Genomic DNA, 24957 nt, shown 5'->3' with positions numbered 1-24957 from the left:
AGGGGTAACCGGATGGGACGGTTACAGAAGCACGCCGCTGCCGCTGTGAACGAAATTCTTCAATCTCTGCCGGCGGGTGTCAACGGGTCACGGCCGGTAGCGGTAGCCCATTCCGGGTTCGGTGATGAGGTGCCGGGGGCGGGCCGGGTCGTCCTCCAGCTTGCGCCGCAGCTGAGCCAGGTACTGCCGCAGGTAGTTGGTCTCGTTCTGGTATTCCGGCCCCCACACGTCCTGGAGCAGCTGACGTTGGCTGACCAGCTTGCCGGGGTGGCGCAGCAGCTTCTCCAGCACGCTCCACTGGGTGGGGGTCAGCTTCACCTCGACGCCGTCGTCTCTCAGCACGCGGTGGTCGGCCAGGTCGACGGTGTGGTGACCGATCCGCAGTGCCGGCACCGCCTCGCTGGGCGCGCCGAGGCGGCGGGTGACCGCGCGGATGCGGGCCAGCAGCTCCTCCACCCCGAACGGCTTGGTGACGTAGTCGTCCGCGCCCGCGTCGAGCGCCGCGACCTTGTCCTCGCTGCCGGCCCGGCCGGAGAGCACGATGATCGGCACGGTGGTCCACCCGCGCAGGCCCCGGATCACCTCCACGCCGTCGATGTCGGGCAGGCCGAGGTCCAGCACCACCAGGTCGGGCGGGTGGCTGGCGGCGGCCTTCAACGCGGCGGCCCCGGTGCCGGCGACGTCCACGTCGTACCGGCGGGCGCGCAGGTTGATGCGCAGGGCCCGCAGGATCTGCGGTTCGTCGTCGACGACCAGGATGCGCGTCATTCCCGCGGCCCTTCCGAGCTGGTCGGCGCGGCCGGCAGCCGCAGCACCATGGTGAGCCCACCGCCGGGCGTGGTCTCCGGGGTGATGCTGCCACCCATCGCCTCGACCAACCCCCGGGACAGGGCGAGGCCGAGACCGACACCGGTCTGGTTGTCCCGGTCACCGAGGCGTTGGAACGGCAGGAAGACGTGCTCCCACTGGTCCTCCGGAATGCCCGGCCCCCGGTCGATCACCCGCAGCTCGACCTGACCGGCGTGGGCGCTGGCGGTGATCATGGGCGGCTGACCCTGCGGGCTGTACCGCAACGCGTTGGCGACGACGTTGACCAGCACCCGTTCCAGCAGGCCCGGGTCGGCGGTGGCGGCGGGCAGGTCGGCCGGGATGTCCGTGCCGACCGTCGCGGCCGCCGGGCCAAGTTCGTCCAACGCCAGGGGTACGGCGTCCTCCAGGCCGATCGCGGTCGCCGAGATGCCCAGGACTCCCGCCTGGAGCCTGCTCATGTCCAGCAGGTTGCCGACCAGCCGGGCGAGGCGGTCCAGCGACTCCTCGGCGGTCTCCAACAACTCCTCGCGGTCGGACTCGTCGAACTCGATGTCGTGGCTGCGCAGGCTGGTCACGGCCGCCTTCGCGGACGCCAGCGGCGTACGCAGATCGTGGCTGACCGCGGCGAGCAGCGCGGTGCGCATCCGGTCCGCGGCGGCCAGCGGCCGGGCCGTGGCGGCCTCCTCGGCGAGCCGCTCCTGGCGCAGCGCGACGGCGGCCTGGGCGGCGAACGCCTCGACGATGCGCCGGTCGGCGGCCTCCAACCGCCGGCCACAGAGCACGACGGTGATCCGGTCGTCGACCGGTACCGTCGTCTCACCGCCTTCGGGCGTGCAGGGTGGGCTCTCGCCGACGCTGGCCACGACACACCAGGCGTGCTCCTCGCGGGCTCGTTCGGGGCGCCCGCCGGCGTCCTCGGCCAACTCCAGGACGCTCACGGCGCGCAGCCCGAAGGTCTCCCGGAGCTGTTCCAGCAGTGCGGGAAGTGGGCGTTCGCCGCGCAGCACACCACCGGCGAGGGCGGCGAGGGTCTGCGCGTCGGCGGCGGCGCGGGCGGCCTCCCGGGTGCGCCGGGCGGCCACGTCGACGACCCAGCTCACCGCCAGCGCCACGGCGACGAAGACGGCCAGGGCGAGCAGGTTGTCGGCCTCGGCGATGGTCAACGTGCGGTAGGGCGGTGTGAAGAACCAGTTGAGCAGCAGCGAGCCGCCGAGCGCGGCGACCAGGGCCGGCCACACCCCACCGACCAGCGCGACGCCGACGACACCGGCGAGGAACAGCAGGATGTCGTTGGTCAGCGTCAGGTCGGGCAGTGTCCTCAGCAGCAGAGTGAGCAGCGGCATCCCCAGCGCGGCCAGACCGAAGCCGAGCAGCCGTCGACGCCGGGACAGCGCCGCCGGCACGGCCATGGCTCGACGGCCCTTGCCGGCCTGCTTGTGGGTGACCAGGTGCACGTCGATCGAGCCGGAGAGCGCGGTGGTGGTCACCCCGACACCCCGGGCGAAGATCTGCGCGAGGCGACCCCGCCGACTGGCACCGAGCACCAGCTGGGTGGCGTTCACGCCCTGGGCGAAGTCCAGCAACGCGGCGGGCACGTCGGTGCCGAGCACCTGGTGGTACGTGCCGCCCAGGCTCTCCACCAGCACTCGTTGCCGGGCCAGTTGGGCCGGGTCGGCGCCGGCCAGACCGTCGCTGCGGGCCACGTGCACGGCGAGCAGGTCGGCGCCCTTGCTGCGGGCCGCGACCCGGGCCGCCCGACGGATCAGCGTCTCGCCCTCCGGGCCACCGGTCAACGCGACCACGACCCGTTCCCGAGCCTCCCAGGTGGCCGCGATCCCCTGTTGACTGCGGTAGCGGTCGAGCTGCTCGTCGACCTTGTCAGCCAGCCAGAGCAGCGCCAGCTCGCGGAGCGCGGTGAGGTTGCCGACCCGGAAGTAGTTGCCCAACGCGGCGTCGATCTTGTCGGGTCGGTAGATGTTGCCGTGCGCCATCCGTCGGCGCAGCGCCTCCGGGGTCATGTCGACCAGCTCGACCTGCTCGGCGGCGCGGACGATCTCGTCCGGCAGGGTCTCCCGCTGGGTGGTGCCGGTGATCTGCGCGACGACGTCGTTGACCGACTCCAGGTGCTGCACGTTGACCGTGGACAGCACGTCGATCCCCGCGTCGAGCAGCTCCTGGACGTCCTGCCAGCGCTTGCCGTGCCGGGAACCGGGCACGTTGGTGTGCGCCAACTCGTCGACCACCGCGATCTCCGGCCGACGGGCCAGCACCGCGTCGAGGTCCATCTCGGTGAACTCGACGCCCCGGTACTCCATCGTGCGACGGGGAACCTGCTCCAGGTCGGCGAGCATCGCGGCGGTGTGCTGGCGACCGTGGGTCTCCACGAAGCCGATCACCACGTCGGCGCCGCGCGCGGCCCGCCGCTGGGCCTCCTCCAACATGGCGTACGTCTTACCGACGCCGGGGGCGGCCCCGAGATAGATGCGCAGTTCTCCGCGTGGCACGGGGACCATCCTCCCTGGTCAGATCGGCGGGCGGGGCCGCGCCCGGTTGGCACGGCCCCGCCCGAGGTGCGCTCAGCGTGCGGGGAACTGCTTGTCGAGGGCGATGTTGAGCTCCAACACGTTGACCCCCGGCGAGCCCATGAAGCCGAGCCCACGCCCGTCGGTGTGCTCCTTGACCAGCTTGCGCACCGCCGCCGGGTCCGCGCCGCGCTCGCGCGCGACCCGGTTCACCTGCAACTCGGCGTACGCCGGGCTGATCTGCGGGTCGAGGCCGCTGCCGCTGGCGGTGACCGCGTCGGCGGGCACTGCCGGCTCGGCGGGCGCGTCGCCGCGGATCGGGGTGACCACCCCGCCGGCGGCCACGTAGTCCTCGCCAGGCTGGGCCGGCTCCACCGCGACACCCTGGTACTCGGTGACGAACGGAGTGGCCGGGGCGGCCTGGTTGACGCTGACCACCCGGGTGACCGGGCCGGTCAGACCGTCGGCGCGGAAGACCGCGAGCACGGCACCCACCCCGTCGTCGGTGCAGTACGGGCGCCGGCCGTCGACGCCGTTGAGCTCGCCGACGGACTTGCTGCGCCCGCACACCTGGGTGAGCAGGCTCTCGCTGGATTCCTCCGGGTCGGTGGCGATGGTGTCGACCACGCTCTCCGGGCCCAGGTTGCTGGCCGAGGTGGACGTCGGGTCGTAGCCGTCACCGGCGGCGGAGGGGCGGGACTGGAAGTACCGGGGCACGGGGTTGCCGTCCGCGTCGGTGAAGGACTGACCGATCAGCGCGCTGCCGACAGTCGTCCCGCCCGAGGAGATCAGCGAGCCGTCGGTCTTGTGGTGGAGGCCGGGCAGCTGACCAACCGCTACCAGGGCCAGCGGGTAGACCAGGCCGAGCAGCACCGTGAAGACGAGTACGGCGCGCAGCGCGGCGAGATGTTGGGCGATCCAGGTGGGTAGACGCATCACGAAATCCCCGGGATGAACTGGATGAGCAGGTCGATGAGCTTGATCCCGATGAACGGCACGATGATGCCGCCCAGCCCGTAGACCAGCAGGTTGCGGCTGAGCAGCTTCGACGCGGCGGCCGGCCGGTACCGCACGCCCCGCAGGGCGAGCGGGATCAGCGCGATGATCACCAGGGCGTTGAAGATGACCGCGGACAGGATCGCCGACTCCGGGCTGGACAGCCGCATGATGTTCAGCGCGTCCAGGCTCGGGTAGAGGCCGGCGAACATGGCCGGGATGATCGCGAAGTACTTCGCGATGTCGTTGGCGATGCTGAAGGTGGTCAGCGCGCCACGGGTGATCAGCAACTGCTTGCCGATCTCCACGATCTCGATCAGCTTGGTCGGGTCGGAGTCGAGGTCGACCATGTTGCCGGCCTCCTTGGCGGCCGACGTACCGGTGTTCATCGCCACCCCGACGTCGGCCTGCGCGAGCGCCGGCGCGTCGTTGGTGCCGTCACCGGTCATCGCGACCAGCCGACCACCCTCCTGCTCCCGCTTGATCAGCGCGAGCTTGTCCTCCGGCGTCGCCTCGGCCAGGAAGTCGTCCACCCCGGCCTCGTCGGCGATCGCCTTCGCGGTACGCGGGTTGTCGCCGGTGATCATCACGGTCCGGATGCCCATCCGGCGCATCTCGTCGAACCGCTCCCGCATGCCGGACTTGACCACGTCCTTGAGGTGGATGACGCCCAACGCGCGGGCGGGTTCACCGTCGACGTGCTCGGCGACGACCAGCGGGGTGCCGCCGGTGCCGCTGATCCCGTCCACGATCTCGCCGACCTGCTCGGTCGGGTGGCCGCCGTTCTCCCGTACCCACTTCATCACCGCTGCGGCGGCGCCCTTGCGCACCCGGCGGGCCGTGCCCACCGCGCCGGCGTCCACGCTGGCGTCCGGGGTGAGGTCGACGCCGCTCATCCGGGTCTGCGCGGTGAACGGTACGAAGGTGGCGTGCGGCATCACCCCGGGCTCGCGCTCGCGCAGCCCGAACTCGTTCTTGGCCAGGACGACCACCGAGCGCCCCTCCGGGGTCTCGTCGGCCAGGCTGGACAGCTGCGCGGCGTCGGCCAGCGTCGGGGCGTCAACCCCCTCGACCGGTACGAACTCGGCGGCCTGCCGATTGCCCAGAGTGATGGTGCCGGTCTTGTCCAGCAGCAGCGTGTTGACGTCGCCGGCCGCCTCGACGGCCCGGCCGCTCATGGCCAGGACGTTGCGCTGCACCAGCCGGTCCATGCCGGCGATGCCGATGGCGGAGAGCAACGCGCCGATGGTGGTGGGGATCAGGCAGACCAGCAGCGAGATCAGCACCACGCCGGTGACACCGGAGTCGGTGATCGCCCCGCTGTTCGGCGCGGCCGCCTGGTACGCCTTGGAGAAGATGGCCAGCGGCTGGAGGGTGACCACGGCCAGCAGGAAGATGACCGTGAGCGCGGCGAGCAGGATGTTCAGCGCGATCTCGTTCGGCGTCTTCTGCCGGTTGGCCCCCTCGACCAGGGCGATCATCCGGTCGATGAAGCTCTCCCCCGGCTTCTGGGTGATCTTCACGATGATCTGGTCGGAGAGCACCTTGGTGCCGCCGGTGACCGCGCTGCGGTCGCCGCCGGACTCCCGGATGACCGGGGCCGACTCGCCGGTGATGGCTGACTCGTCGACGCTGGCGATGCCCTCGACGATGTCGCCGTCGCCGGGGATGATGCCGCCCGCCTCGACGAGCACGACGTCGCCCTGACGCAGGTCCGGCGCGGGCACCGCCTCGTCGCGGTAGGTGTTGGCCCGGGCACCCGGCTTCCAGTCGATCAGCCGGGTGGCGATGGTGTCCTTCTTCGCCTGGCGCAGGGTCGCCGCCTGGGCCTTGCCCCGACCCTCGGCGACGGCCTCGGCCAGGTTGGCGAAGACCACGGTCAGCCAGAGCCAGATGGTGATCGCCCAGGCGAACACCGACGGGTCGGTCACCGCCAGGACGGTGGTGAAGGCCGCACCGACCTCCACGATCAGCATCACCGGGTTGCGCCACAGCGTGCGGGGGTCGAGCTTGCGTACCGCGTCCGGCAGGGACCGGATCAACTGCTTGGGGTCGAGCAGGCCCCCGCCGATCCGGTTGCCCTGGGTGGCGGGCGTGCCGGGGAGTTGCTCTGTTGGGGCGGACGTGACGGACATGTCCTCGTTCCTCATGATGGTCAGAGCCCCTCTGCCAGCGGGCCGAGCGCGAGCGCAGGCAGGAAGGTCAGCGCGACGAGGACCACCGTGACCCCGACGACCATGCCGATGAACAGCGGTCGGTGGGTCGGCAGGGTGCCCTCGGACGCGGGGGTGGGTGCCTGGCGGGCCAGCGAGCCGGCCAACGCGAGCACGAAGATGAGCGGCAGGAACCGGCCCAGCAACATGCACAGCCCGAGCGCGGTGTCCCACCACGTGGTGTTGACGGTGATGCCGCCGAAGGCCGAGCCGTTGTTGTTGCTGGCCGAGGTGAACGCGTACAGCACCTCGGAGAGACCGTGCGGGCCGACGTTGAGCGCCGTGGAGTTGTTGCCGGTGGCGAACGCCGCCGCCGTACCGACGAGCACCAGGATCGGCGTGATCAGGAAGTAGAGCGAGGCGAACTTGATCTCCCGCGACCCGATCTTCTTGCCCAGGTACTCCGGAGTGCGGCCCACCATCAGCCCGGCCACGAAGACCGTGATCACCGCGAGGATGAGCAGGCCGTAGAGACCCGAGCCGGTGCCGCCCGGCGCGACCTCGCCGAGCATCATGTTGACCATCGTCATCATGCCGCCGAGCGAGGTGAACGAGTCGTGGAACGAGTTCACCGCACCGGTCGAGGTGAGCGTGGTGGCGGCGGCGAAGGTGGCCGAGTTCGACACGTCGAACCGCACCTCCTTGCCCTCCATCGCCGCACCGACCGCCTGCGGCACCGTGCCGTGGCCGGCCAGCTCGAAGATGTTGGTGATGGCGACGCTGAGGATCGCGAGGATGCCCATCACCGCGGCGATGGCGTAGCCCTGCCGGTTCTGTCCGACCATCCGGCCGAAGACCCGGGGCAGGCTGAACGGGATCAGGAAGATCAGGAAGATCTCCAGCCAGTTCGTCCAGCTGGTGGGGTTCTCGAACGGGTGCGCGCTGTTGACGTTGTAGAAGCCGCCGCCGTTGGTGCCCAGCTCCTTGATCACTTCCTGGCTGGCGACCGGACCACCGGTAATGGTCTGGGCGCCGCCGGTCAGCGTGCTCACGTCGGTGCCGGCGGACAGGTTCTGCACCACCCCGCCGATCATCAGCGCGATGGCACCGAGCACCGCGATCGGCAGCAGGATCCGCAACGTGATCCGGGTCAGGTCGACCCAGAAGTTGCCGAGCTGCCCGGTGCGGCTGCGGGCAAAGCCGCGTACCAGCGCCACCGCCACCGCGATGCCGACCGCCGCCGAGACGAAGTTCTGCACGGCCAGGCCGGCCATCTGCACCAGGTGGCCCATCGTCGACTCACCCGAGTACGACTGCCAGTTCGTGTTGGTCACGAACGACACGGCCGTGTTCCACGCGCCGTGCGGCACCACCGGGTCGAACCCCAGCGACAGCCACAGGTGGTTCTGCACCCGCTGGAACAGGTACAGAAACAGGATCGAGACCGCGGAGAACGCCAGCACACTGCGGGCGTACACGCCCCAGGTCTGCTCGGCGGCCGGGTTGACCCCGACCAGTCGGAAGATGACCCGCTCGGCCCGCGACTGCTTGGTGCCGGAGACCGCCCGGAACATGTAGTCGCCGAACGGCTTGTAGACGGCGACCAGGGCCGCCACAAGCGTCAAAACGACGATGACGCCCGCTGTTGTCATGGTCATCAGAAGCGCTCCGGAAACAGCAGGGCGAACACCAGGAACGCGCCCAGGACGACCGCGAGCACCAGACCAACGGCGTTGACCGCGTTCACAGCTTCTCCACCGCCCGGACCACCAGGGCGAGCACTGCGAACAGCGCCACCGTCAGGACCACGAACACCACGTCAGACACGCTGACTCCTCAGCCGGAAAGGTTCGTCGCGACCGCCTTCCGGTCGCGCCGGGCAATCAAAGCCCCACCACCCGCCGAACGGCAGGGGTCATAACGCGACCATGACGGGGGCGAACCTTTTCTTGACGTGGTTTTCACACCTGCCCACTGAACAGGTGAAATGGGGCACAGATCCTCTATGGCCCGCGAGGCCGAGGCCAGTTGCCCGCCCTTTGCTCTGCACCCGCGGAGGCGACACTCACGGTCTGTAGCTGGTGCCTCCGCGGGTGCAGAGCAAAGGGGAATGCACGAGAGAGACCATGCGCGCGACCCGGATGGGGTGGCTCATGGTGCGGCGGGGGCGCAGGTGCGAGGCCGTTCAGGCCGGGCGGCGGGCCACCAGCACGTCGCGCATGATCGACTGGTCCACCCGGTGCCGCAGCGCGCGGTAGGGCTCGGAGTCGACCACGGTCAGGCCAGCGTCGGCCAATGCCGCCGCCGCGTCGTCCCGGCTGGCGACGTGGGTGTTCCACGAGATCCCGAGCGCACCGCCGGGGCGCAACAACCGGGCCCAGACCGGCGCGGCGTCCGCGAGCAACGCCAGCGGGTCGCGGGTCAAGCCCTGCCCAGCGGTACGACTGCCGTGCTGCACGCCGTACGGCGCGTCGGCGACGACCAGGTCCACGGTCTCCGGGCGGAAGAACTCCGCCGAGCGGGCGGTGTCGGCGTTGACCACGTCCAACAACTGGGTCTGGCCGGCCTTGTGCTCCTCGCGGGTCGGTGCCAGCTCGATCCGCACCCGTCGGCCGACCACCTTGCGCTCCCGCCGCACCGGCCCCGACTCCAGCACCCGGTGCTTGACCCGCTTCTGCTTCAGCCAGGTGGTGATGAACGCCCGGTACGCCTCGACGTCCTTCTGGTCGCGTTCGATTCCGGCGGCGTCGAAGCCGTACATCAGCGCCTGGTTGAGGGTGGTGCCCCGACCACAGAGCGGGTCGAGCACCCGGAACCGGCGGCTGGTCATCTCGGCGGCCCAGTCAGAGGCGAGCAGGGTGACGTTGAGCAGCAGCTTGGTGAACTGCTCGTTGGTCTTGCCCGGGTACTTCTGGATGGTGAGCAGGTCGTCGTCGTAGCGGTCCAGCCGGCTCCACTCGATCGGCCGCAGCAGCTCGCCGACGATCTCGAAGAGCGCGTACCCGGCGGAAAGATTGCCCAGGACGGCCAGATCACGCTCGGTCAGCCCGTCCCCGGTGAACGTGATGTAGGACGCCCCGCCGACAACCTCGGTGCCCAGCTCGCCGACCCGGCCATCCAGCGCCGAGCGCCCGAAGATCTCCAGCTCGGCGCGGGTGAGGTCGACGGCGGCGCGGGCGTACACCCGGTTGGTGGCGGGCAGGATGAGCAGGCCGTAACGCGTCATGATCCGGCGAGTATTCCACAACCAGTCACGGTCGCCGGGAACCGGAGCGGCTGCCGGAGCGACTACCGGTACATGGGGTGTGAGCAGTGGCGGGAGGTCCTGTCCGCGCAGCTGGACGGGGAGGAGACCGCCGGCGAACTGACGGCGGTGCAGGGGCACCTCGACGGGTGTGCCGAGTGCCGGGCCTGGTTCACGGCGGCGGCCGCGGTGACCCGTCGGGTTCGTACCCGATTGGTGGTTGAGGTGCCCGACCGGACGGCCGCGATCCTGGCCGCCACCAGCGCGGCCCCGGCCCGCCGGTCGCGGTGGCGGCGTTCGGACGGACGCGGCCCACTGGTCACCGGCCTGCGGAAGGTGCTCGGACGCGGCCAGCTCGTCCCCGGCCTGCGCGCGGCGTTCGGACGGGGTCCGCTCGTCACCGGCCTGCGCGCGGCACTCGGGCTGCTCGGCGCGGTGCAGCTCGTTCTCGGCCTGGCCCAGGTGGGCCGGGGCGCGGCCGCCGACCATCTGCACCCCACCGGCCAGCACCTGTGGCACGAGTCGGCGGCGTGGAACGTGGCCGTGGGCGCGGGCTTCCTGTTCGTGGCGGTGCGCCGCAGCCCACCCGCCGGGCTGCTGCCGATGCTCAGCGCATTCGTCGGCACGCTGCTGCTGCTGTCGGTCAACGACCTGGCCACCGGATCGGTGGGCGGGGATCGGCTGATCAGCCACGGCTTCCTGGTGGTCGGCTACCTGATCACCGTGCTGCTGTCCCGGCCCGGTCTGCGCCCCGGCGGGCCGGCGCCGCAGCGGCAGCCGACGCCGTCCCGCTGGCGGTTCGGGGCCGACGAGGTGGACCGGCCGCTTCGGGTGGTACGCCCCGACTCCTATCCAGCGCAGGCCGCCGACCGGTACGCCGCTCCGGCGGCGCGTACCGGACAGGCCGCTCCGGCGGCGCGTACCAGCCAGGCCGGCGACCGGCGCGCCGCCTGAGCGGCCCCGGCGTTCAGCGCTCTGGTCGCGTCGGTTCGCGCTCGGCGAGGACCTGTGGGATGACCTGCTCGACGATGGTCAGCAGGGTCGTGGTGAGCAGCAGGTGCACCTGGGCGCGGGTCAGCGCGCCACGCTGGAGCCACTCCCGGGCGGTGGAGGTGGCCAGCCCGCCGTACGCCCGGACCATCCCGCGCAACTCCTCGCGGTGCTCCGCCTCGCCGGCCAGCCCGACGGCGACCAGCATCCGGTCCGCGGCGACCTCCTCGGCCTCGGCGAGCACCCGCTCCACGTCGGCGTCGCCGCCCATCCCCCGGGCGGTGACCGCCGCCAGCCATGAGGTGCTGTGCCGGGAAACCACGTCGAGGAACCAGGTGACGCTGGCGTCGACCCGGGTCCGGAGATCACCCTTGGGTAGCCGCTCCAGGGCAACCTCGGGGATGGTCACCATGACCCGGACGACCTCCAGGTAGAGGTCCTTCTTCGCACCGAAGTAGTGGTTGACCAGGCCGCGAGCGACACCAGCCTCGCGGGCGACGTCGGTGGTCGACACGTCCGCGTACGGGCGCTCGCCGAACAGCCGGACCGCGCAGGCCAGGATCTGCCCACGCCGGGCGTCCGGCTCCAAACGGCGGCGGCGCGGAGCCGTCTCGACACTCATCTGCCCGACCCTATCGACCGCTCAAGGATCAGCCACCGCCCTCACCCTCGATCAACTCAGGTTCTCGACGAGACCTGGCCACTGATCACGACTTATTGACATGCCGCCAACAGCGCGCGAGGGTGATGCACATGCCGACTCCCCCGCCCGACGGCTCACCCTCACCCTGGCGCGAGCCGGAGCATGACGACCTGGCCGAGCTGGCCTGCACCTTCTTCACCAGGGAGGTGTTGCCGCACGCCGAGCGCCTGCTGACGCAGGGCCATCCAGACCGTGAGCACTACCGGCGCGCCGGCGAACTGGGGCTGCTCGGCCTGTCGGTCCCCGAGGAGTACGGCGGTGGAGGCGGCGGTTTCACCCACGAGGCGGTGCTGCTGCACGAGCAGGCGTACACCGGGGAGAGCAGCCTCGGCCTGGCCGTCCACAGTGGCATCGTCACCGGTTACCTGGTGGCGTACGGCAGCGAGGAGCAGAAGCGACGCTGGCTGCCCGGTCTGTGCAGCGGCGAGCTGGTCGGCGCGATCGCGATGACCGAGCCGGACGGCGGTTCCGACCTCCAGGCGATGCGGACCCGGGCGGTCCGGGACGGCGACGACTACCTGGTCACCGGCGCGAAGACGTTCATCACCAACGGCGGTCTGGCCGATCTGGTCATCGTGGCCGTGAAGACCGATCCCGACCAGCGGGCGGCCGGCGTCTCGCTGCTGGTCTGCGAGGTGGGCGGCGACCCGGAGGGCTTCCGCCGGGGCCGGCTGCTCTCCAAGATCGGGCTGCACGCCAACGACACCGCCGAGCTGTTCTTCGACGAGTTCCGGGTGCCGGCGGACAACCTGCTCGGCGGCGCCGAGGGGCTGGGGTTCATCCAGCTCATGCAGCAGCTCCCGCAGGAACGGCTGGTGATCGGCGTCGGCGCGGTCGCCGCCATGGAACGGGCCGTCGCGCTGACCGTCGCGTACGCCAAGGAGCGCACCGCCTTCGGCAAGACCCTGATGGGCCACCAGAACACCCGGATGGTGCTCGCCGAGTGCGCCACCCGAGCCCGGGTCAGCCGGGTCTTCCTGGACGACTGCATCGTCCGGCACTCGCGGGGCGACCTGGACGTCTCCACCGCGGCGATGGCGAAGTCATGGCTCACCGACGGGCAGTGCGAGGTCGTCGACCGGTGCCTGCAGCTCTTCGGCGGCTACGGCTACACGACGGAGTACCCGATCGCCCGGATGTACGCCGACGCCCGGGTCCAGAAGATCTACGGCGGCACCAACGAGATCATGAAGGAGCTGATCGCCCGTGCCCTCTGAGGCGTACGTCTATGACGCGGTCCGCACCCCGCGCGGACGCGGCCGGGACACCGGCGCGCTGCACGGGGTCAAGCCGATCTCCCTGGTGGTCGGCCTGATCGACGCGTTGCGCGAGCGCAACCCCGGCCTGGACGTCGGCCGGCTGGAGGACCTGCTGCTCGGCATCGTCACCCCGGTCGGTGAGCAGGGCGGCGACCTGGCGCGGGCCGCCGCGCTGTTGGCCGGGCTGCCCGACCAGGTCGGTGGGGTGCAGCTCAACCGGTTCTGCGCCTCCGGGTTGGAGGCGGTCAACTCCGCCGCCGCGCGGATCCGGTCCGGCTGGGAGCATCTGCTGCTCGCGGGCGGGGTCGAGTCGATGTCCCGGGTGCCGATGGGCTCCGACGGCGCGGCCTGGGCCACCGACCCGCAGACCGCGCTTGCCACGTCGTTCGTGCCGCAGGGTGTCAGCGCCGACCTGATCGCCACCCTGGAGGGCTTCACCCGAGACGATGTGGACGGCTACGCGCTGCGGTCGCAGGAGCGGGCCGCCAAGGCGTGGGCCGGTGGGCACTTCGCCCGCTCGGTGGTGCCGGTGCGCGACGGCAACGGGTTGGACATCCTCACTGTCGACGAGCACCCGCGCCCGGAGACCACCCGGGAGGCGCTGGCGAAGCTCACCCCGTCCTTCGCCACGATGGGCGCGGCGGCCGGCTTCGACGCGGTCGCGTTGCAGAAGTTCCACTGGTTGGAGGCGATCGAACACGTCCACCACGCGGGCAACTCGTCCGGCATCGTGGACGGTGCCGCGCTGGTGCTGATCGGCTCGGGCGACGTCGGTCGGGACCTCGGCCTCACCCCGCGCGCCCGGATCGTCGGCGCGGCGGTCACCGGCGCCGACCCGACACTGATGTTGACCGGCCCGATTCCGGCCACCCGGAAGGCGCTCGCCGTCGCCGGGTTGACCCTCGACGACATCGACCTGTTCGAGATCAATGAGGCGTTCGCCGCGGTGGTGCTCAAGTACGTCCGTGACCTGGGCCTCGACCCGGACCGGGTGAACGTCAACGGCGGCGCGATCGCGCTCGGCCACCCGCTCGGCGCGACCGGAGCGATGCTGCTCGGTACGGCGTTGGACGAGTTGGAGCGCCGCGACCTGCGCCGGGCCGTGGTGACCCTCTGCATCGGCGGCGGCATGGGCGTCGCCACCGTTCTCGAGCGCTGCTGATCCGGAGGACGACCATGACCAACACCATCCGGTACGACCGCGGCGCCGACGGCATCGTCACGCTCACCCTGGACGACCCCACCCAGTCCGCCAACACCATGAACCGGGCGTACGCAACCTCGATGAGCGCCGTGCTCGATCGACTGGAGGCCGAGCGCGATCTCGTCGGCGTCATCGTGACCAGCGCGAAGTCGACGTTCTTCGCCGGCGGCGACCTGCCGGAGATGATCCGGGCCACCCGGGCCGACGCGCCCGCGCTGGCCGACCTGCTCGGCACCATCAAACGGGATCTGCGCCGGCTGGAGACGCTGGGCCGACCGGTGGTCGCCGCGGTCAACGGCTCCGCGCTCGGCGGTGGCCTGGAGATCGCGCTCGCCTGTCACCACCGGATCGCGCTGGACGCGCCCGACAGCCGGCTCGGGCTGCCCGAGGTGACGCTGGGCCTGCTGCCCGGGGCGGGCGGGGTCACCCGGACGGTGCGGATGCTCGGCCTGGCCGGCGCGCTGACCACGGTGCTGCTCACCGGCCGGCGGATGCGCCCGGCCGAGGCCCTGTCCGCCGGGCTGGTCGACGAGGTGGTCGCCACGCCCGCCGAGCTGCTGGACCGGGCACGGGCCTGGGTCGCGGCGAACCCGCACCCGGCACAGCCGTGGGACCGGCCGGACTATCGGATGCCGGGCGGCACCCCGGCCAGCCGCTCGCTGGCCGCACAACTGCCCGCCTTTCCGGCGACGCTGCGCAAGCAGCTCAAGGGCGCCCGGCTGCCCGCGCCCGAGGCGATCCTGTCCGCCGCCGTCGAGGGGGCACAGGTCGATCTGGAGACCGCGCTGACCGTGGAGACCCGGCACCTGATCGGCCTGCTCACCGGGCAGGTCGCCAAGAACATGATCGGCGCCTTCTTCTTCGATCTGAAGGCCGTCAACGGTGGCGCGGCCCGACCGGCCGTCGTGGACGCCCCACCGGTACGCCGGGTGGCGGTGCTCGGGGCCGGCATGATGGGCGCGGGCATCGCGTACGCCTGCGCCAGCGCCGGGCTGGACGTCGTGGTCAGGGACGTCACGCCCGAGGCCGCCGGCCGGGCCCGGGAGCACGCCGAACGGTTGCTGGCCCGCAGGGTACGCAAGGGCCGCGCCACCGAGGCGGACGCCCGCGCCGTGCTGGACCGGATCACCACCACCGACCAGGTGGACGCGCTGGCCGGCTGCGACGCGGTCATCGAGGCGGTCTTCGAGGACCCGGCGCTGAAACAGCGGGTCTTCGCCGAGGTGTTGCCCGTGCTGGCGCCCGACGCGCTGCTCGCCTCCAACACCTCCACCCTGCCGATCACCGGGCTGGCCGCCGGAGTGGACCGGCCGGCGGACTTCATCGGCATGCACTTCTTCTCCCCGGTGGACCGGATGCCGTTGCTGGAGATCGTGGTGGGCGAGCGGACCGGGGACGTGGCGCTGGCTCGGGCGTTCGACCTGGGCCGGCGGATCGGCAAGACCCCGATCGTGGTCAACGACGGCCGGGGTTTCTTCACCAGCCGGGTGATCGGCCGGTTCATCGACGAGGCGGTCGGCATGGTCGCCGAGGGTGTCCCCGCCGCGTCGGTGGAGCAGGCCGCCCTTCAGGCCGGCTACCCGACCGGGCCGCTGGCGCTGGCCGACGAGGTCAGTCTCACGCTGATCCAGCGCATCCGCCGCCAGTTCGAGGCGGCCAGCGAGAAGTTCCGGCCGCTGCCGGCGCACCGGCTGGTGGACGAGTTGGTCGACGCGTACGACCGGCCGGGGCGCGCCGCCGGACGGGGCTTCTACTCCTACGACGACGGCACCCGGGGCCGACTGTGGCGTGGTCTCGCCGACCTGATCACCGAGGCGGGTCGGGGGGTGCCGTTCACCGACCTCCAGGAACGGATGCTCTTCGCCGAGGCGCTGGACGCGCTGCGCTGCCTCGACGAGGGGGTGCTGCGCACCGAGACCGACGCCAACATCGGCTCGATCTTCGGCATCGGCTTCCCCGCCTGGACGGGCGGGGTGATCCGCTACGTCCGGCAGTACGCGGGCGGCCCGGCCGGCTTCGCGGCCCGTGCCACCGAACTGGCCGACCGCTACGGCGACCGGTTCACGCCCCCCGCCGACCTGGTCGACCGGCTCGCCGCCTCGGCCGACCGCCCCGCCGAACCGGCTGGGGTCGCGTGATGACGAGGCGCGGTGGTCCGCTGGCCGGGGTACGGGTGGTCGAGCTGGCCAGCCTCGCCCCGGCGCCGTTCGGCTGCATGGTGCTCGCCGACCTCGGCGCGGACGTGGTGCGGGTGGACCGGCCGGGCGCCCCGAGTGCGGGCCGGCTGGCCGCACCGACCAGCGGGCCGTTGCAGCGCGGCCGGCGGGTCACCGCGCTGGACCTGAAGTCCGCGGCCGGGGTGGCGGACCTGCTGCGCCTCGCCGAGCGGGCGGACGTGCTGGTCGAGGCGTACCGGCCCGGGGTGGCCGAGCGGCTCGGCTTCGGGCCGGAGGTGTGCCAGGCCCGCAACCCCCGACTGGTGTACGCGCGGATGACCGGCTGGGGTCAGGATGGCCCGCTGGCGGCCCGGGCCGGGCACGACATCGACTACATCGCGGTGGCCGGGGCGTTGGAGCCGCTGGGACGGGCCGGCGAACGCCCGTACGCGCCGATGAACCTGCTCGGCGACTTCGGCGGCGGCGGGATGCTGCTCGCCGTCGGCGTGCTGGCCGCACTGCTGGAGCGGGAGCGCTCCGGCATGGGCCAGGTGGTCGACGCGGCGATGGTGGACGGCTCGGCGTTGCTCACCTCGTTCCTGCACGGGCTGCTCGGCACGGGCCTGTGGGCTGCTCCGCGCGGGCGCAACATGTTCGACGGCGGGGCGCCGTTCTACGACACGTACGCCACCGCCGACGGTGGATTCATGGCCGTCGGCGCGATGGAACCGGCCTTCTACGCCGTACTGCTCACCGGCCTCGACCTCGCCGACGACCCGGACCTGCCCGCCCAGTACGACCCGAGTGGCTGGGACGAGCTGCGCCGCCGGTTCACCGCGCGGTTCGCCGAGCGCACCCGGGACGAGTGGACGGCGGTCTTCGCCGACCTGGACGCCTGCGTCGCGCCGGTGCTCGCCCCCGGCGAGGCGCCCGGGCACCCGCACAACGCGGCCCGGGGCACATTCGTCGAGGTGGGCGGCGAGATCCAACCAGCCCCCGCACCCCGCTTCGACCGCACGCCGACCGACCGGCCAACCCCGGCACCGGACCCGGAGCAGGACGTCCTACCGGTCGAGGAGATCCTCACCGACTGGCAGTGATCTCGGCGGTCGGCAGCCGAGACATTCCACAGAGGACTCTTCGGGGCACCGGTGCAGGTGCCGCGTTGATACCGTCGTCCTGATCGTGAACTGCAGACCAAAGGGGACGAGCATGGCGAGCGGGATCGATCCGGCCAGCCTCAGCCGCTCACTCGAAGAGGCGATGCGCCTGCTGAGCCAGGTTCCAGGTTCTCCCGCAGCGCAGCCGGACGGCGCAGCCGAGCGGGATGACCAGGCCACACCCGCCGTCGAACACCTGGTGGGGCGGGGCACCAGCGGGAACGGTCTCGTCGAGGCGGAAGTCTCCGCCTTCGGCGCCCTCCAGGCCCTGGTGATCGACCCGAGCCTGTCCCGGAGCGGCACCGGCGCCATCGCGGAGCACGTCCTGGAGGCGGTCCAGGCGGCACAGGCCGACGAGCGCGCACGCAGAGCCCAGCTGACGTCAGCCGCTCACGTCGATACCGTGGCCCTCAGCCAGCAGCTCGAACGTGTCTCGGAAGACGCGTTCCGGGGTTTACGGCAGATGATCGGCGACCTGGACGGGGCCACCCGCCGAACGGACCAGCGCTGAGTCATGTCCGACGGGATTCAGGTCGACCTCGACGCTCTGCACAGTGCGGCAGCGTCGCTCGCGGCGACCGGCCAGCAGCTTGGCGAGGAGATCGCCGGCCTCGAGTCGTCGGTGAACGGAACGGGTAATCCGTGGGGCGCCGACGAGGCGGGCTCGCTCTTTGGTGCCGCGTACGTGGAAGTCCTGACGCACGCGCTCGACGTCTACCGGTCGATGGCCGACCAATTGTTGGAGGCCGCCGGGAACCTCGACAGCAGTGCCGACGCCCACGAGGCGACCGACATCGCGAATGCCGAACTCTTCACGAGGATGGAGCTGCCCAATGGGTATGCAGCTCCCTCCTGAACTCGCCGAAGCCCTGGGATGGGTCGGATTCACCTGGCCGGCCGCCGACGAGGAGTTGCTCTTCCAAGCGTCCCAACTGTGGTTCGCGTTCGCCGGCCGGCTGCGTACGGCGGTCGGGGAGGCTGAGGCGGGCGCAGCGAAGGTCGGGGTGACGAACAGCGGGGACGACGTTCGGGCGTTCGAGCAGGCGTGGCAGGGCGAGGAGGGTGCACCACGCCGGATGGAGGACGGCGCTCAGGCAGCCGAACTGATCGGCATGGCGTTGCTGGTGATGGCCATCATCACCCTGACCCAGAAGGTCCTGGTCATCGTCCAGCTGACGATTCTGGTGATTCAGGTGGCGATTGCGTTGGCAGCGGCGGCACCCAGCCTCGGCTCGTCGCTGGCCTCGATCCCCGTCTCGATCGGCCTGGCCCGGATGGCGATCCAGCGGATCATCAAGGAGATCATCGAGCGGGTCGTCAAGGAGATCATCCCGCGGTTGTTGAAGCGTGCGAAGACGCTGCTGCGACGTTTCCACCGCAAGGGCACGAAGCCGGGTGGCCCCGGACGACCCGCTGTACCCGGCCCACACACCACCCCGCGCTACCACAACACGAAGCCGATGCTCGACAAGTACCGCAACGAGCACCTGCCCGGAGGGCACTTCCCGACGGCGGTGCGCCGGCTCAGTCCAGAGGAGCTCGAACAGCACCGAGTCTTCTTCGACAGCAACGGCATGTTGCGCAGCGCCAGAAGCGGCGAACCATTCGACACATCGAGCGCTCAAACCGTCTTCAGCGGAAACGGTCAGGCGATCTTCGTCATGGACCGGAACGGCAACCTCTACGCGTCCAACTACCAGAAGGTCGGCGACTTTCACCACTCGACACTGGGCAACGGGCAGCCGGTCGCCGCGGCGGGCGAGTTGGTCGTCAAGGACGGTAGAGTCCAGTACGCGACGGCGCGCAGCGGTCACTACCAGCCCGACGTTAGCCACATGGCCAATCTCGACGCCGAGTTCAAGCGTAACGGCGTGGGCGGGGTTCCGATCCTCGCCTGGGACGGCAGTCAGATCTTCTAGGGGAGTCGACGAGCATGGGTACGGACAGTTGGAAGGGCCACGTCAACGGGATCCTCTACGGGATCCAGTTCGACCGGGTGCTCGACGACTCGGTAGTGACCCGGGTCGTCGACGGGGTGACCGCCGGGCTCTACCCGGGAGACCGGGTTGAGACGCGGGACGCGCTGGACCAGGCGCTGCGCTATTCGGGCCCGCTGAACGACCAGGCTGAGACGCACCACGGTGAGGACGAGATCCGCTCGTTCTTCCGCCGACTCTCCTCCGCACTGGCGGCCACGCCACCTTCGAGCTGATCACGAAGGTCGCGTCAGAGCCTCGTCCTTCGGCGACGCGAACCTCTTGATCGAGTGGGTGGGGCGAGGGCGGCGGTGGGCGTGGTACCAGCTGGCGAAGAGGGCTACGGCCAGGAGCAGTTCGGCCAGGTCGCCGCCGTAGTACATGAGTTGGGCGGCCGACCGGAACGCTTCCGGGTCCCGGTCGGTGAGGCCGGGTGGGAGCCTTTCGGCCTGGGCGTACAGGTACTTGGCCAGCACGGCGTGGCCGGCCGCCGCGCCGAGGAGCGCGCCGACCCGTACCGCCAGTCCCGGGCGACGCGGCGCCGGGTCCGGCCCGGCCAACGACCAGGCGAAGAGGTACCCGGCGGCCAGGTAGTGCAGGTGCACGGCGTGATGGAGGACCGGTTGCCGTTCGGCCGCCGCGTACAGCGGGGTGAGCAGCACCAACGCCAACCCGCCGGTGGTCAGCAGCGCGGCGGTGACCGGGTGGGCGAGCAGGTGCAGCGGGCGGGCGCGCAGCAGCCGGCCGACCGCCCGGCGTACCGGCGGCGGCGCGACCCGCAGCAGCAGCGTCACCGGGGCGGCGAGCACCAGCCCCAGCGGGGCCAGCATGCCGAGCAGCAGGTGCTGCGCCATGTGCCCGCTCGGGTTGTCGGGGAGGTGGGCCAGCGGCCCGACGGCGACCGCCAGCAGGGTGCAGCCGACCAGCCAGGAGGCGGTGCGCCGGTGGTCCCAACCCCGCGGGTCGCGGACGGCAGCCAGCAGGTAGCCGCCGGCCAACAACACGATCGGGAGCAGCGGCATCCAGCCCGGCCCGTCCGCCGCGTGCCCGTCGTGCGCGAACACGGGTTGTCCGGCCGCCGTCATCGGGGGCCGGCGCCGGGCCGGCGGGACCGGGCCCACCACAGGACAGCGACGCCGGCCAGCAGCAGCACCGCGCCGGCCACGTTCCAGGCCACGTCGTACGGCACCAGGTGTACGCCGTAGCGGATCTGGTGCAGCCGGAGCACCTTGTGGTCGACGAGCCCGTCGAAGAGCTGGAATCCTCCGGCGCCGAGCAGGAAGCCACCCCAGGCCAGCCGGCTCGACAGGGCACGCCGCCGGCGCAGGTCGGCGAACCAGAAGAACCCGCCGACCAGGGCGATCACCTCGGCGGCGTGCAGCAGCCCGTCCGAGAGCAGCGCCACCGAGGGGGTGGAACGGTCGTAGAAGTGGTGCCAGGCAAGCAGCTGGTGAAAGACGATCTCGTCCACCGCAGCCATGATCGCGATGCCGATCAGGACGCCGACGAGGGTGGAGGAACGCACGTCGACGATGCGTTGACTCGACAGGCGTGAATCGGGCATCACACACCTCGTATCCGCGTCAGGTCAGCCTCAACTACCCAGAACCGGACGGACCATGCCGCTGGAGCCGATGACGGACGCCGCACGGGCGTGGTCAACACGAGTGCGGACGGGAGGCCGAACGGGTCGGTGACATCCCCGTTTCGCGACTCCCGGGCCACGGGCGGCATGATCATGGAGCCTGGAGAGGCAGCGACAGCCAGATCCCGAGAAGGAGGTGCCCGTGCCGGACGCGGACGAACTCGTCGCCAACGCGCTCGCGGCGGTGCGCGGCACGGACGTACGGCAGGCCGAACGGCAGCTGGACCAACTGATGGTCGGCACCGGCACCGCGGACGGCACCACGGCGGTGGACGCGGCGCTGCTCCGTCGCCTGGTCCGGGGCCTGGGCCGGCTCTGGCCGCGCGGCTGGCAGCCGGTCGACGTGGACCGGATCACCAGTCGCCGGCTCGACGCCCGCGCGGCCCGGCTGGTCCGCGCCGCGATGGCCGCCCAGCGACGCGACCAGGCCGAGCCGGTCCCCGCCTGGTGGGACGACCAGCTACGCGAGCTGGCGGCCACCGAAGCTGGCGACGACCGCAGCGTGCTGAACGGCTGGGCTACCCGGGAGGGTCTGGACCGGGCCGACGCGCTCCGCGCGGCCGTGGACACGCTCGCGCTGGTGGAGAGCCTGCCGCCGATCGCGGTGCTACGCCCACCGCCGGGCACGAGCGGCGCGGCACTGCCCCGCACGGCGGGGACGGCCCGCAGCGGGTCGCCGATGCTGGACCGGGTACGCGCGCTGCTGGCCAAGGCCGAGTCGACCACCTTCCCGGCGGAGGCGGAGGCGCTGACCGGGAAGGCCCAGGAGCTGATCGCCCGGCACAGCATCGACGAGGCGCTGCTGGCCGCCGGGGCGGAGCGCGGGGACCTGCCCGGCGGGGTGCGGCTGAGCACCGACGCCCCGTACGCGGGCGCGAAGGCGCTGCTGGTGCAGGAGGTGGCGGCGGCGAACCGGTGCGAGGCGGTCTGGTCCGACGATCTCGGCTTCGCCACCGTGCTGGGCTGGCCGGCCGATTTGCTGGCGGTGGAGTTGCTCTACACGTCGCTGCTGGTCCAGGCCACGGCGGCGATGCTGCGGGGGCGCGCCGAGCGTCGGCCGGGGTCGGGGCGGCGGACGAAGGTCTGGGACGAGTCCTTCCTCAACGCGTTCGCGCTGCGGATCGGCGAACGGCTACGCGCGGCCACCGAGGCGGCGACCGACGAGGCGGACCGGGCGGTGGCCGAGACGGCCGGGGCGGAGCGGCTGTTGCCGGTGCTCGCGGCGCGGGGCGAGGCGGTCCGGGAGCGGTTGGACACGCTCTTCCCCGGGGTCACCCGGCACCGGCTCAGCGTGCGCGACGCCGAGGGCTGGTCGTCCGGCACCTCGGCCGCGGACCGGGCGTCGCTGGACGTCGGCGGCGGCCGGAAGCCCCGACAGGTGCCCGGTCGACCCGATCCGCGCTGAACCACCCGGCGTGGGACCACCCCCGGCGGGCATTTCTGCGCTTTTCTTCGGTACACGGTAGGGATCGGGGGAACGGCTCCGACCCTCCGGTGAGTCGCACCCCGGTCGGGGTGCGACCAGAGCCTGAGGAGCATCGCCGTGAAGTACATGCTGCTGATCTGGAACCGGCCCGGCTTCACCGAAGGGCTGAGCGAGCAGGATCGCACCGCCCTCTTCGGTGAGGTCGACGAGATCATGAAAGAGCTGACCGAGACCGGCGAACTGATCGGCGGCCAGGCGTTGGCCAATCCGTCGCAGACGTTGACGGTCCGGCTCGTGGACGGCAGCCCCGAGGTCCTCGACGGCCCGTTCATGGAGAGCAAGGAGCAGTTCGCCGGTTACCTGGCCGTCGAGTGCGACAGCCCGCAACGGGCTGCCGAGATCGCCGCCCGCTGGCCGGACGTCCGGTACGGCGGAGCGATGGAGGTCCGCCCGATCATGGACGAGGCCGGGACCGAGATGTGACCGGGGACCGGACGGTCGAGGACCTGCTGCGCACGTTCGCGCCGCAGGTCCTCGGCCTGCTGGTCCGCCGGCACGGACAGTTCGACAGGTGCGAGGACGCGGTCCAGGAGGCCCTGCTCGCCGCCGCCACGCAGTGGCCCGGGCAGGGCGTACCGGACAATCCGCGCGCCTGGTTGTTCACCGTGGCCACCCGCCGACTCACCGACGAGTGGCGCAGCGAGAGCGCGCGCCGGGACCGCGAGCTGGCGGTGGCGCGGCGCGAGCCGGCGTACGCCGGAGTGGCGCCGGCGGCGGACGCGGAGCCCGCCGTTGCGGCCGACGACGACACCCTCACGCTGCTGTTCCTCTGCTGCCACCCGGCGCTGCCCGGGTCGGCGCAGGTGGCGCTCACCCTGCGGGCGGTCGGCGGTCTCAGCACCGCCCAGATCGCCCGGGCGCACCTGGTGCCCGAGGCGACGATGAGTCAACGGATCCGGCGGGCCAAGCAGCGGATCGAGGCTGCCGGGGCCCGGTTCGCCATGCCCGGGGCGGCCGAGCGGGACGAGCGGCTGGGAACGGTGCTGCGGGTGCTCTACCTCATCTTCAACGAGGGCTACACCGCGTCCAGTGGCTCGGACCTGCACCGGGCCGAGCTGACCGGCGAGGCGATCCGGCTGGCTCGCATCCTGCGCGGACTGCTGCCCGACGACGGCGAGGTCACCGGGCTGCTGGCGCTGATGTTGCTGACCGATGCGCACCGGGCGGCCCGGGTGGGGCCGGACGGGGAGTTGGTGCCGCTGGCCGAGCAGGACCGTTCACGGTGGGACGCGGCCGCCATCGCGGAGGGCGTCGCGCTGATCACCGAGGCGTTGACCTGGTCGCCGCCCGGCCCGTACCAGCTCCAGGCGGCGATCGCCGCGGTGCACGCCGAGGCGTCGACGGCGGCGGAGACGGACTGGCGGCAGATCGTCGCGCTCTACCGACTGCTGGCCCGGATCGCGCCGAATCCGATGGTCACCCTGAACCAGGCGGTGGCGGTGGGCATGGTGGACGGGCCCCGGGCCGGGCTCGCCCTACTCGCGCCGTTGGAGGCCGACGACCGCACGGCCGGGCACCACCGGCTCGCCGCCGTCCGGGCGCACCTGTTGGAGCTGGCCGGGGACGTCGGCGCGGCCCGGAAGGCGTACCTGGCCGCGGCGCGGGGCACCACGAGCCGGCCCGAGCAGCGCTACCTGGAGGTGCGGGCGGCCCGGCTGACCGGACAGGGGTGAGGACCGCCTCCTTGCCGTTTTGGCAACAATCTTTGCGCATCGCTGGGTTGCCGGTAACAGTCGTGGGCGACGCGCGAAGGAGCAGGCACAGATGAGCGAGCAGCACGAGTTCGACAAGGACTACTGGGAGCGGCACTGGCACCAGGCGCAGCACGACCGCCCCGGCGCGATGAGCACGAGCCCCGCCCACCCGTACCTGGCCCGGGAGACCGCCGGGCTGGTGCCGGGCTTGGCGTTGGACGCCGGGTGCGGCACCGGCACCGAGGCGATCTGGCTCGCCACCCACGGCTGGCAGGTCACCGCGGTCGACATCGCACCGGTCGCCCTCGCCCGGGCCGCCGAACGCGCGACGGAGAGCGGGGTGTCCGAGCGCGTGCGATGGGTGGAGGCCGACCTGACGGCCTGGGCTCCGGAAACCCGGTTCGACCTGGTCACGACGCACTACGCGCACCCCGCGATGCCGCAGCTGGCCTTCTACGACCGCATCGCCGGATGGGTGGCCCCCGGCGGCACCCTCCTGATCGTGGGGCATCTGCACACCTCGGAAGCCACCGAGCAGGGGCACGGGCATGGGCACCACCCGCCCGACGAGGCATCGGTCACCCTCGCCGACATCACCGCCGGCCTGGACAGCGCCACCTGGGAGATCCTCACCGCCGAGGAGCACCGCCGCACGGTGCCGGGCCGGGAGGTCCCGCTGCACGACGTGGTCGTACGCGCCACTCGCCGCCCCTGAGCACCCGCTGCCGACGCACGCCGGGCCGGTGATGATCACCGGCCCGGCGTGCCTGGTACGTCGTACGTCAGCTCTTGAAGGCGTCCTTGATCTTCTCGCCCGCCTGCTTGAGCTTGGCGGTGGACTGGTCAGCGCGACCCTCCGCCTCCAACTGCTCGTTGTCGGTGGCCCGACCGGCGCCTTCCTTCAGCTTGCCGGTCGCATCCTCGGTGGCGTTGTTGATCTTGTCGTCGAAACCCATTGC

24 protein-coding genes are annotated in these 24957 nt (G+C 71.7%); 13 read left to right on the top strand and 11 right to left on the bottom strand.

The window, feature by feature from the left end; all coding sequences use genetic code 11:
* Nucleotides 1-87: 87 nt before the first annotated feature.
* The 7 genes from AC5L30_RS05800 to AC5L30_RS05770 form a co-directional block, all read right to left on the bottom strand.
* The gene (locus AC5L30_RS05800; RefSeq protein WP_494865862.1) at nt 88-768 is read right to left on the bottom strand and encodes a response regulator; all 681 of its coding nucleotides are present in this window, start codon (nt 766-768) and stop codon (nt 88-90) included.
* Nucleotides 765-3314, bottom strand: coding sequence for a sensor histidine kinase (locus AC5L30_RS05795; protein WP_494865861.1), 2550 nt, complete (start codon nt 3312-3314; stop codon nt 765-767). The genes AC5L30_RS05800 and AC5L30_RS05795 overlap by 4 nt, the downstream gene beginning before the upstream one ends.
* A gap of 72 nt (nt 3315-3386) precedes the next feature.
* On the bottom strand, nt 3387-4268 hold the full coding sequence (locus AC5L30_RS05790) for a potassium-transporting ATPase subunit C (RefSeq protein ID WP_494865860.1): 882 nt from the start codon (nt 4266-4268) through the stop codon (nt 3387-3389).
* Nucleotides 4268-6463, bottom strand: a complete 2196-nt coding sequence (gene kdpB, locus AC5L30_RS05785) for a potassium-transporting ATPase subunit KdpB (RefSeq protein WP_494865859.1) — start codon at nt 6461-6463, stop codon at nt 4268-4270. The genes AC5L30_RS05790 and kdpB overlap by 1 nt, the downstream gene beginning before the upstream one ends.
* Before the next feature lie 20 nt (nt 6464-6483).
* Nucleotides 6484-8139 carry a potassium-transporting ATPase subunit KdpA gene (gene kdpA / locus AC5L30_RS05780; RefSeq protein ID WP_494865858.1) on the bottom strand — a complete coding sequence of 552 codons (1656 nt, stop codon included), beginning with the start codon at nt 8137-8139 and terminating at the stop codon, nt 6484-6486.
* Nucleotides 8139-8228, bottom strand: a complete 90-nt coding sequence (gene kdpF, locus AC5L30_RS05775) for a K(+)-transporting ATPase subunit F (protein WP_036410889.1) — start codon at nt 8226-8228, stop codon at nt 8139-8141. Before kdpF ends, kdpA begins: the two co-directional genes overlap by 1 nt.
* A 438-nt stretch (nt 8229-8666) precedes the next feature.
* The gene (locus AC5L30_RS05770; RefSeq protein ID WP_494865857.1) at nt 8667-9707 is read right to left on the bottom strand and encodes a TRM11 family SAM-dependent methyltransferase; all 1041 of its coding nucleotides are present in this window, start codon (nt 9705-9707) and stop codon (nt 8667-8669) included.
* A gap of 72 nt (nt 9708-9779) precedes the next feature.
* Between AC5L30_RS05770 and AC5L30_RS05765 the strand changes: the two genes are divergently transcribed.
* Nucleotides 9780-10679 carry a zf-HC2 domain-containing protein gene (locus AC5L30_RS05765; protein ID WP_494865856.1) on the top strand — a complete coding sequence of 300 codons (900 nt, stop codon included), beginning with the start codon at nt 9780-9782 and terminating at the stop codon, nt 10677-10679.
* A 13-nt stretch (nt 10680-10692) separates the two neighbouring features.
* Here AC5L30_RS05765 and AC5L30_RS05760 read toward each other — a convergent pair whose 3' ends face one another.
* A complete protein-coding gene (locus AC5L30_RS05760; RefSeq protein WP_494865855.1) occupies nt 10693-11337 on the bottom strand; it encodes a TetR/AcrR family transcriptional regulator in 645 nt (214 codons plus the stop codon).
* A 131-nt stretch (nt 11338-11468) separates the two neighbouring features.
* Between AC5L30_RS05760 and AC5L30_RS05755 the strand changes: the two genes are divergently transcribed.
* The 8 genes from AC5L30_RS05755 (at nt 11469) to AC5L30_RS05720 (ending at nt 19409) form a co-directional block, all read left to right on the top strand.
* Nucleotides 11469-12635: an acyl-CoA dehydrogenase family protein gene (locus AC5L30_RS05755; RefSeq protein ID WP_494865854.1), complete on the top strand. Its 1167-nt coding sequence runs from the start codon at nt 11469-11471 to the stop codon at nt 12633-12635.
* Entirely contained in the window at nt 12625-13839 is a 1215-nt protein-coding gene (locus tag AC5L30_RS05750; protein ID WP_494865853.1) for an acetyl-CoA C-acetyltransferase, read from the top strand. The genes AC5L30_RS05755 and AC5L30_RS05750 overlap by 11 nt, the downstream gene beginning before the upstream one ends.
* A 14-nt stretch (nt 13840-13853) precedes the next feature.
* Nucleotides 13854-16019, top strand: coding sequence for a 3-hydroxyacyl-CoA dehydrogenase NAD-binding domain-containing protein (locus AC5L30_RS05745; protein ID WP_494865852.1), 2166 nt, complete (start codon nt 13854-13856; stop codon nt 16017-16019).
* Nucleotides 16019-17137, top strand: coding sequence for a CaiB/BaiF CoA transferase family protein (locus AC5L30_RS05740; RefSeq protein ID WP_494865851.1), 1119 nt, complete (start codon nt 16019-16021; stop codon nt 17135-17137). Before AC5L30_RS05745 ends, AC5L30_RS05740 begins: the two co-directional genes overlap by 1 nt.
* 112 nt (nt 17138-17249) lie before the next feature.
* Nucleotides 17250-17708 (top strand): YbaB/EbfC family nucleoid-associated protein, encoded by a 459-nt coding sequence (locus AC5L30_RS05735; RefSeq protein WP_494865850.1) that lies wholly within the window; start codon nt 17250-17252, stop codon nt 17706-17708.
* Nucleotides 17709-17711: 3 nt separating this feature from the next.
* Nucleotides 17712-18053, top strand: a complete 342-nt coding sequence (locus AC5L30_RS05730; RefSeq protein WP_494865849.1) for a WXG100 family type VII secretion target — start codon at nt 17712-17714, stop codon at nt 18051-18053.
* Complete coding sequence (locus AC5L30_RS05725) at nt 18031-19116, top strand: IQM protein middle domain-containing protein (protein WP_494865848.1); 1086 nt, start codon at nt 18031-18033, stop codon at nt 19114-19116. Before AC5L30_RS05730 ends, AC5L30_RS05725 begins: the two co-directional genes overlap by 23 nt.
* 14 nt (nt 19117-19130) lie before the next feature.
* Nucleotides 19131-19409, top strand: a complete 279-nt coding sequence (locus AC5L30_RS05720; protein ID WP_494865847.1) for a hypothetical protein — start codon at nt 19131-19133, stop codon at nt 19407-19409.
* On the opposite strand, the gene AC5L30_RS05715 is transcribed toward AC5L30_RS05720, so the two are convergent.
* Together AC5L30_RS05715 and AC5L30_RS05710 are read right to left on the bottom strand one after the other, a co-directional pair.
* Complete coding sequence (locus tag AC5L30_RS05715; protein WP_494865846.1) at nt 19410-20237, bottom strand: cytochrome c oxidase assembly protein; 828 nt, start codon at nt 20235-20237, stop codon at nt 19410-19412.
* A 17-nt stretch (nt 20238-20254) separates the two neighbouring features.
* Nucleotides 20255-20737: a DUF2243 domain-containing protein gene (locus AC5L30_RS05710; protein WP_494865845.1), complete on the bottom strand. Its 483-nt coding sequence runs from the start codon at nt 20735-20737 to the stop codon at nt 20255-20257.
* Nucleotides 20738-20960: 223 nt separating this feature from the next.
* Between AC5L30_RS05710 and AC5L30_RS05705 the strand changes: the two genes are divergently transcribed.
* From AC5L30_RS05705 to AC5L30_RS05690, 4 genes are all read left to right on the top strand, one after another.
* A complete protein-coding gene (locus AC5L30_RS05705; protein ID WP_494865844.1) occupies nt 20961-22223 on the top strand; it encodes a DUF2786 domain-containing protein in 1263 nt (420 codons plus the stop codon).
* Nucleotides 22224-22370: 147 nt separating this feature from the next.
* Nucleotides 22371-22727, top strand: a complete 357-nt coding sequence (locus AC5L30_RS05700) for a YciI family protein (protein WP_240639083.1) — start codon at nt 22371-22373, stop codon at nt 22725-22727.
* Nucleotides 22724-23977 carry an RNA polymerase sigma factor gene (locus AC5L30_RS05695; protein WP_494865843.1) on the top strand — a complete coding sequence of 418 codons (1254 nt, stop codon included), beginning with the start codon at nt 22724-22726 and terminating at the stop codon, nt 23975-23977. Before AC5L30_RS05700 ends, AC5L30_RS05695 begins: the two co-directional genes overlap by 4 nt.
* Nucleotides 23978-24068: 91 nt before the next feature.
* On the top strand, nt 24069-24713 hold the full coding sequence (locus tag AC5L30_RS05690) for a class I SAM-dependent methyltransferase (protein WP_494865842.1): 645 nt from the start codon (nt 24069-24071) through the stop codon (nt 24711-24713).
* 67 nt (nt 24714-24780) lie between these two features.
* Here AC5L30_RS05690 and AC5L30_RS05685 read toward each other — a convergent pair whose 3' ends face one another.
* Nucleotides 24781-24954 (bottom strand): CsbD family protein, encoded by a 174-nt coding sequence (locus AC5L30_RS05685; protein WP_036410891.1) that lies wholly within the window; start codon nt 24952-24954, stop codon nt 24781-24783.
* Between the last annotated feature and the right edge of the window lie 3 nt (nt 24955-24957).

The sequence above is a fragment of the Micromonospora sp. BQ32 genome (assembly GCF_059358895.1).
This window is presented reverse-complemented; position numbering and strand designations above follow the sequence as displayed.

Excerpts from the sequence above, each read along its gene's own strand:
- AC5L30_RS05730 (WP_494865849.1), top strand. The coding sequence starts at position 17,712 with ATGTCCGACGGGATTCAGGTCGACCTCGACGCTCTGCACAGTGCGGCA.
- AC5L30_RS05765 (WP_494865856.1), top strand. The coding sequence starts at position 9,780 with ATGGGGTGTGAGCAGTGGCGGGAGGTCCTGTCCGCGCAGCTGGACGGG.
- AC5L30_RS05800 (WP_494865862.1), bottom strand. The coding sequence starts at position 768 with ATGACGCGCATCCTGGTCGTCGACGACGAACCGCAGATCCTGCGGGCC.
- AC5L30_RS05755 (WP_494865854.1), top strand. The coding sequence starts at position 11,469 with ATGCCGACTCCCCCGCCCGACGGCTCACCCTCACCCTGGCGCGAGCCG.
- AC5L30_RS05745 (WP_494865852.1), top strand. The coding sequence starts at position 13,854 with ATGACCAACACCATCCGGTACGACCGCGGCGCCGACGGCATCGTCACG.
- AC5L30_RS05770 (WP_494865857.1), bottom strand. The coding sequence starts at position 9,707 with ATGACGCGTTACGGCCTGCTCATCCTGCCCGCCACCAACCGGGTGTAC.
- kdpA (WP_494865858.1), bottom strand. The coding sequence starts at position 8,139 with ATGACCATGACAACAGCGGGCGTCATCGTCGTTTTGACGCTTGTGGCG.
- AC5L30_RS05720 (WP_494865847.1), top strand. The coding sequence starts at position 19,131 with ATGGGTACGGACAGTTGGAAGGGCCACGTCAACGGGATCCTCTACGGG.
- AC5L30_RS05740 (WP_494865851.1), top strand. The coding sequence starts at position 16,019 with ATGACGAGGCGCGGTGGTCCGCTGGCCGGGGTACGGGTGGTCGAGCTG.
- AC5L30_RS05685 (WP_036410891.1), bottom strand. The coding sequence starts at position 24,954 with ATGGGTTTCGACGACAAGATCAACAACGCCACCGAGGATGCGACCGGC.
- kdpB (WP_494865859.1), bottom strand. The coding sequence starts at position 6,463 with ATGTCCGTCACGTCCGCCCCAACAGAGCAACTCCCCGGCACGCCCGCC.
- AC5L30_RS05710 (WP_494865845.1), bottom strand. The coding sequence starts at position 20,737 with ATGCCCGATTCACGCCTGTCGAGTCAACGCATCGTCGACGTGCGTTCC.
- AC5L30_RS05700 (WP_240639083.1), top strand. The coding sequence starts at position 22,371 with ATGCTGCTGATCTGGAACCGGCCCGGCTTCACCGAAGGGCTGAGCGAG.
- AC5L30_RS05735 (WP_494865850.1), top strand. The coding sequence starts at position 17,250 with ATGGCGAGCGGGATCGATCCGGCCAGCCTCAGCCGCTCACTCGAAGAG.
- AC5L30_RS05760 (WP_494865855.1), bottom strand. The coding sequence starts at position 11,337 with ATGAGTGTCGAGACGGCTCCGCGCCGCCGCCGTTTGGAGCCGGACGCC.
- AC5L30_RS05790 (WP_494865860.1), bottom strand. The coding sequence starts at position 4,268 with ATGCGTCTACCCACCTGGATCGCCCAACATCTCGCCGCGCTGCGCGCC.
- AC5L30_RS05725 (WP_494865848.1), top strand. The coding sequence starts at position 18,031 with ATGGGTATGCAGCTCCCTCCTGAACTCGCCGAAGCCCTGGGATGGGTC.
- AC5L30_RS05690 (WP_494865842.1), top strand. The coding sequence starts at position 24,069 with ATGAGCGAGCAGCACGAGTTCGACAAGGACTACTGGGAGCGGCACTGG.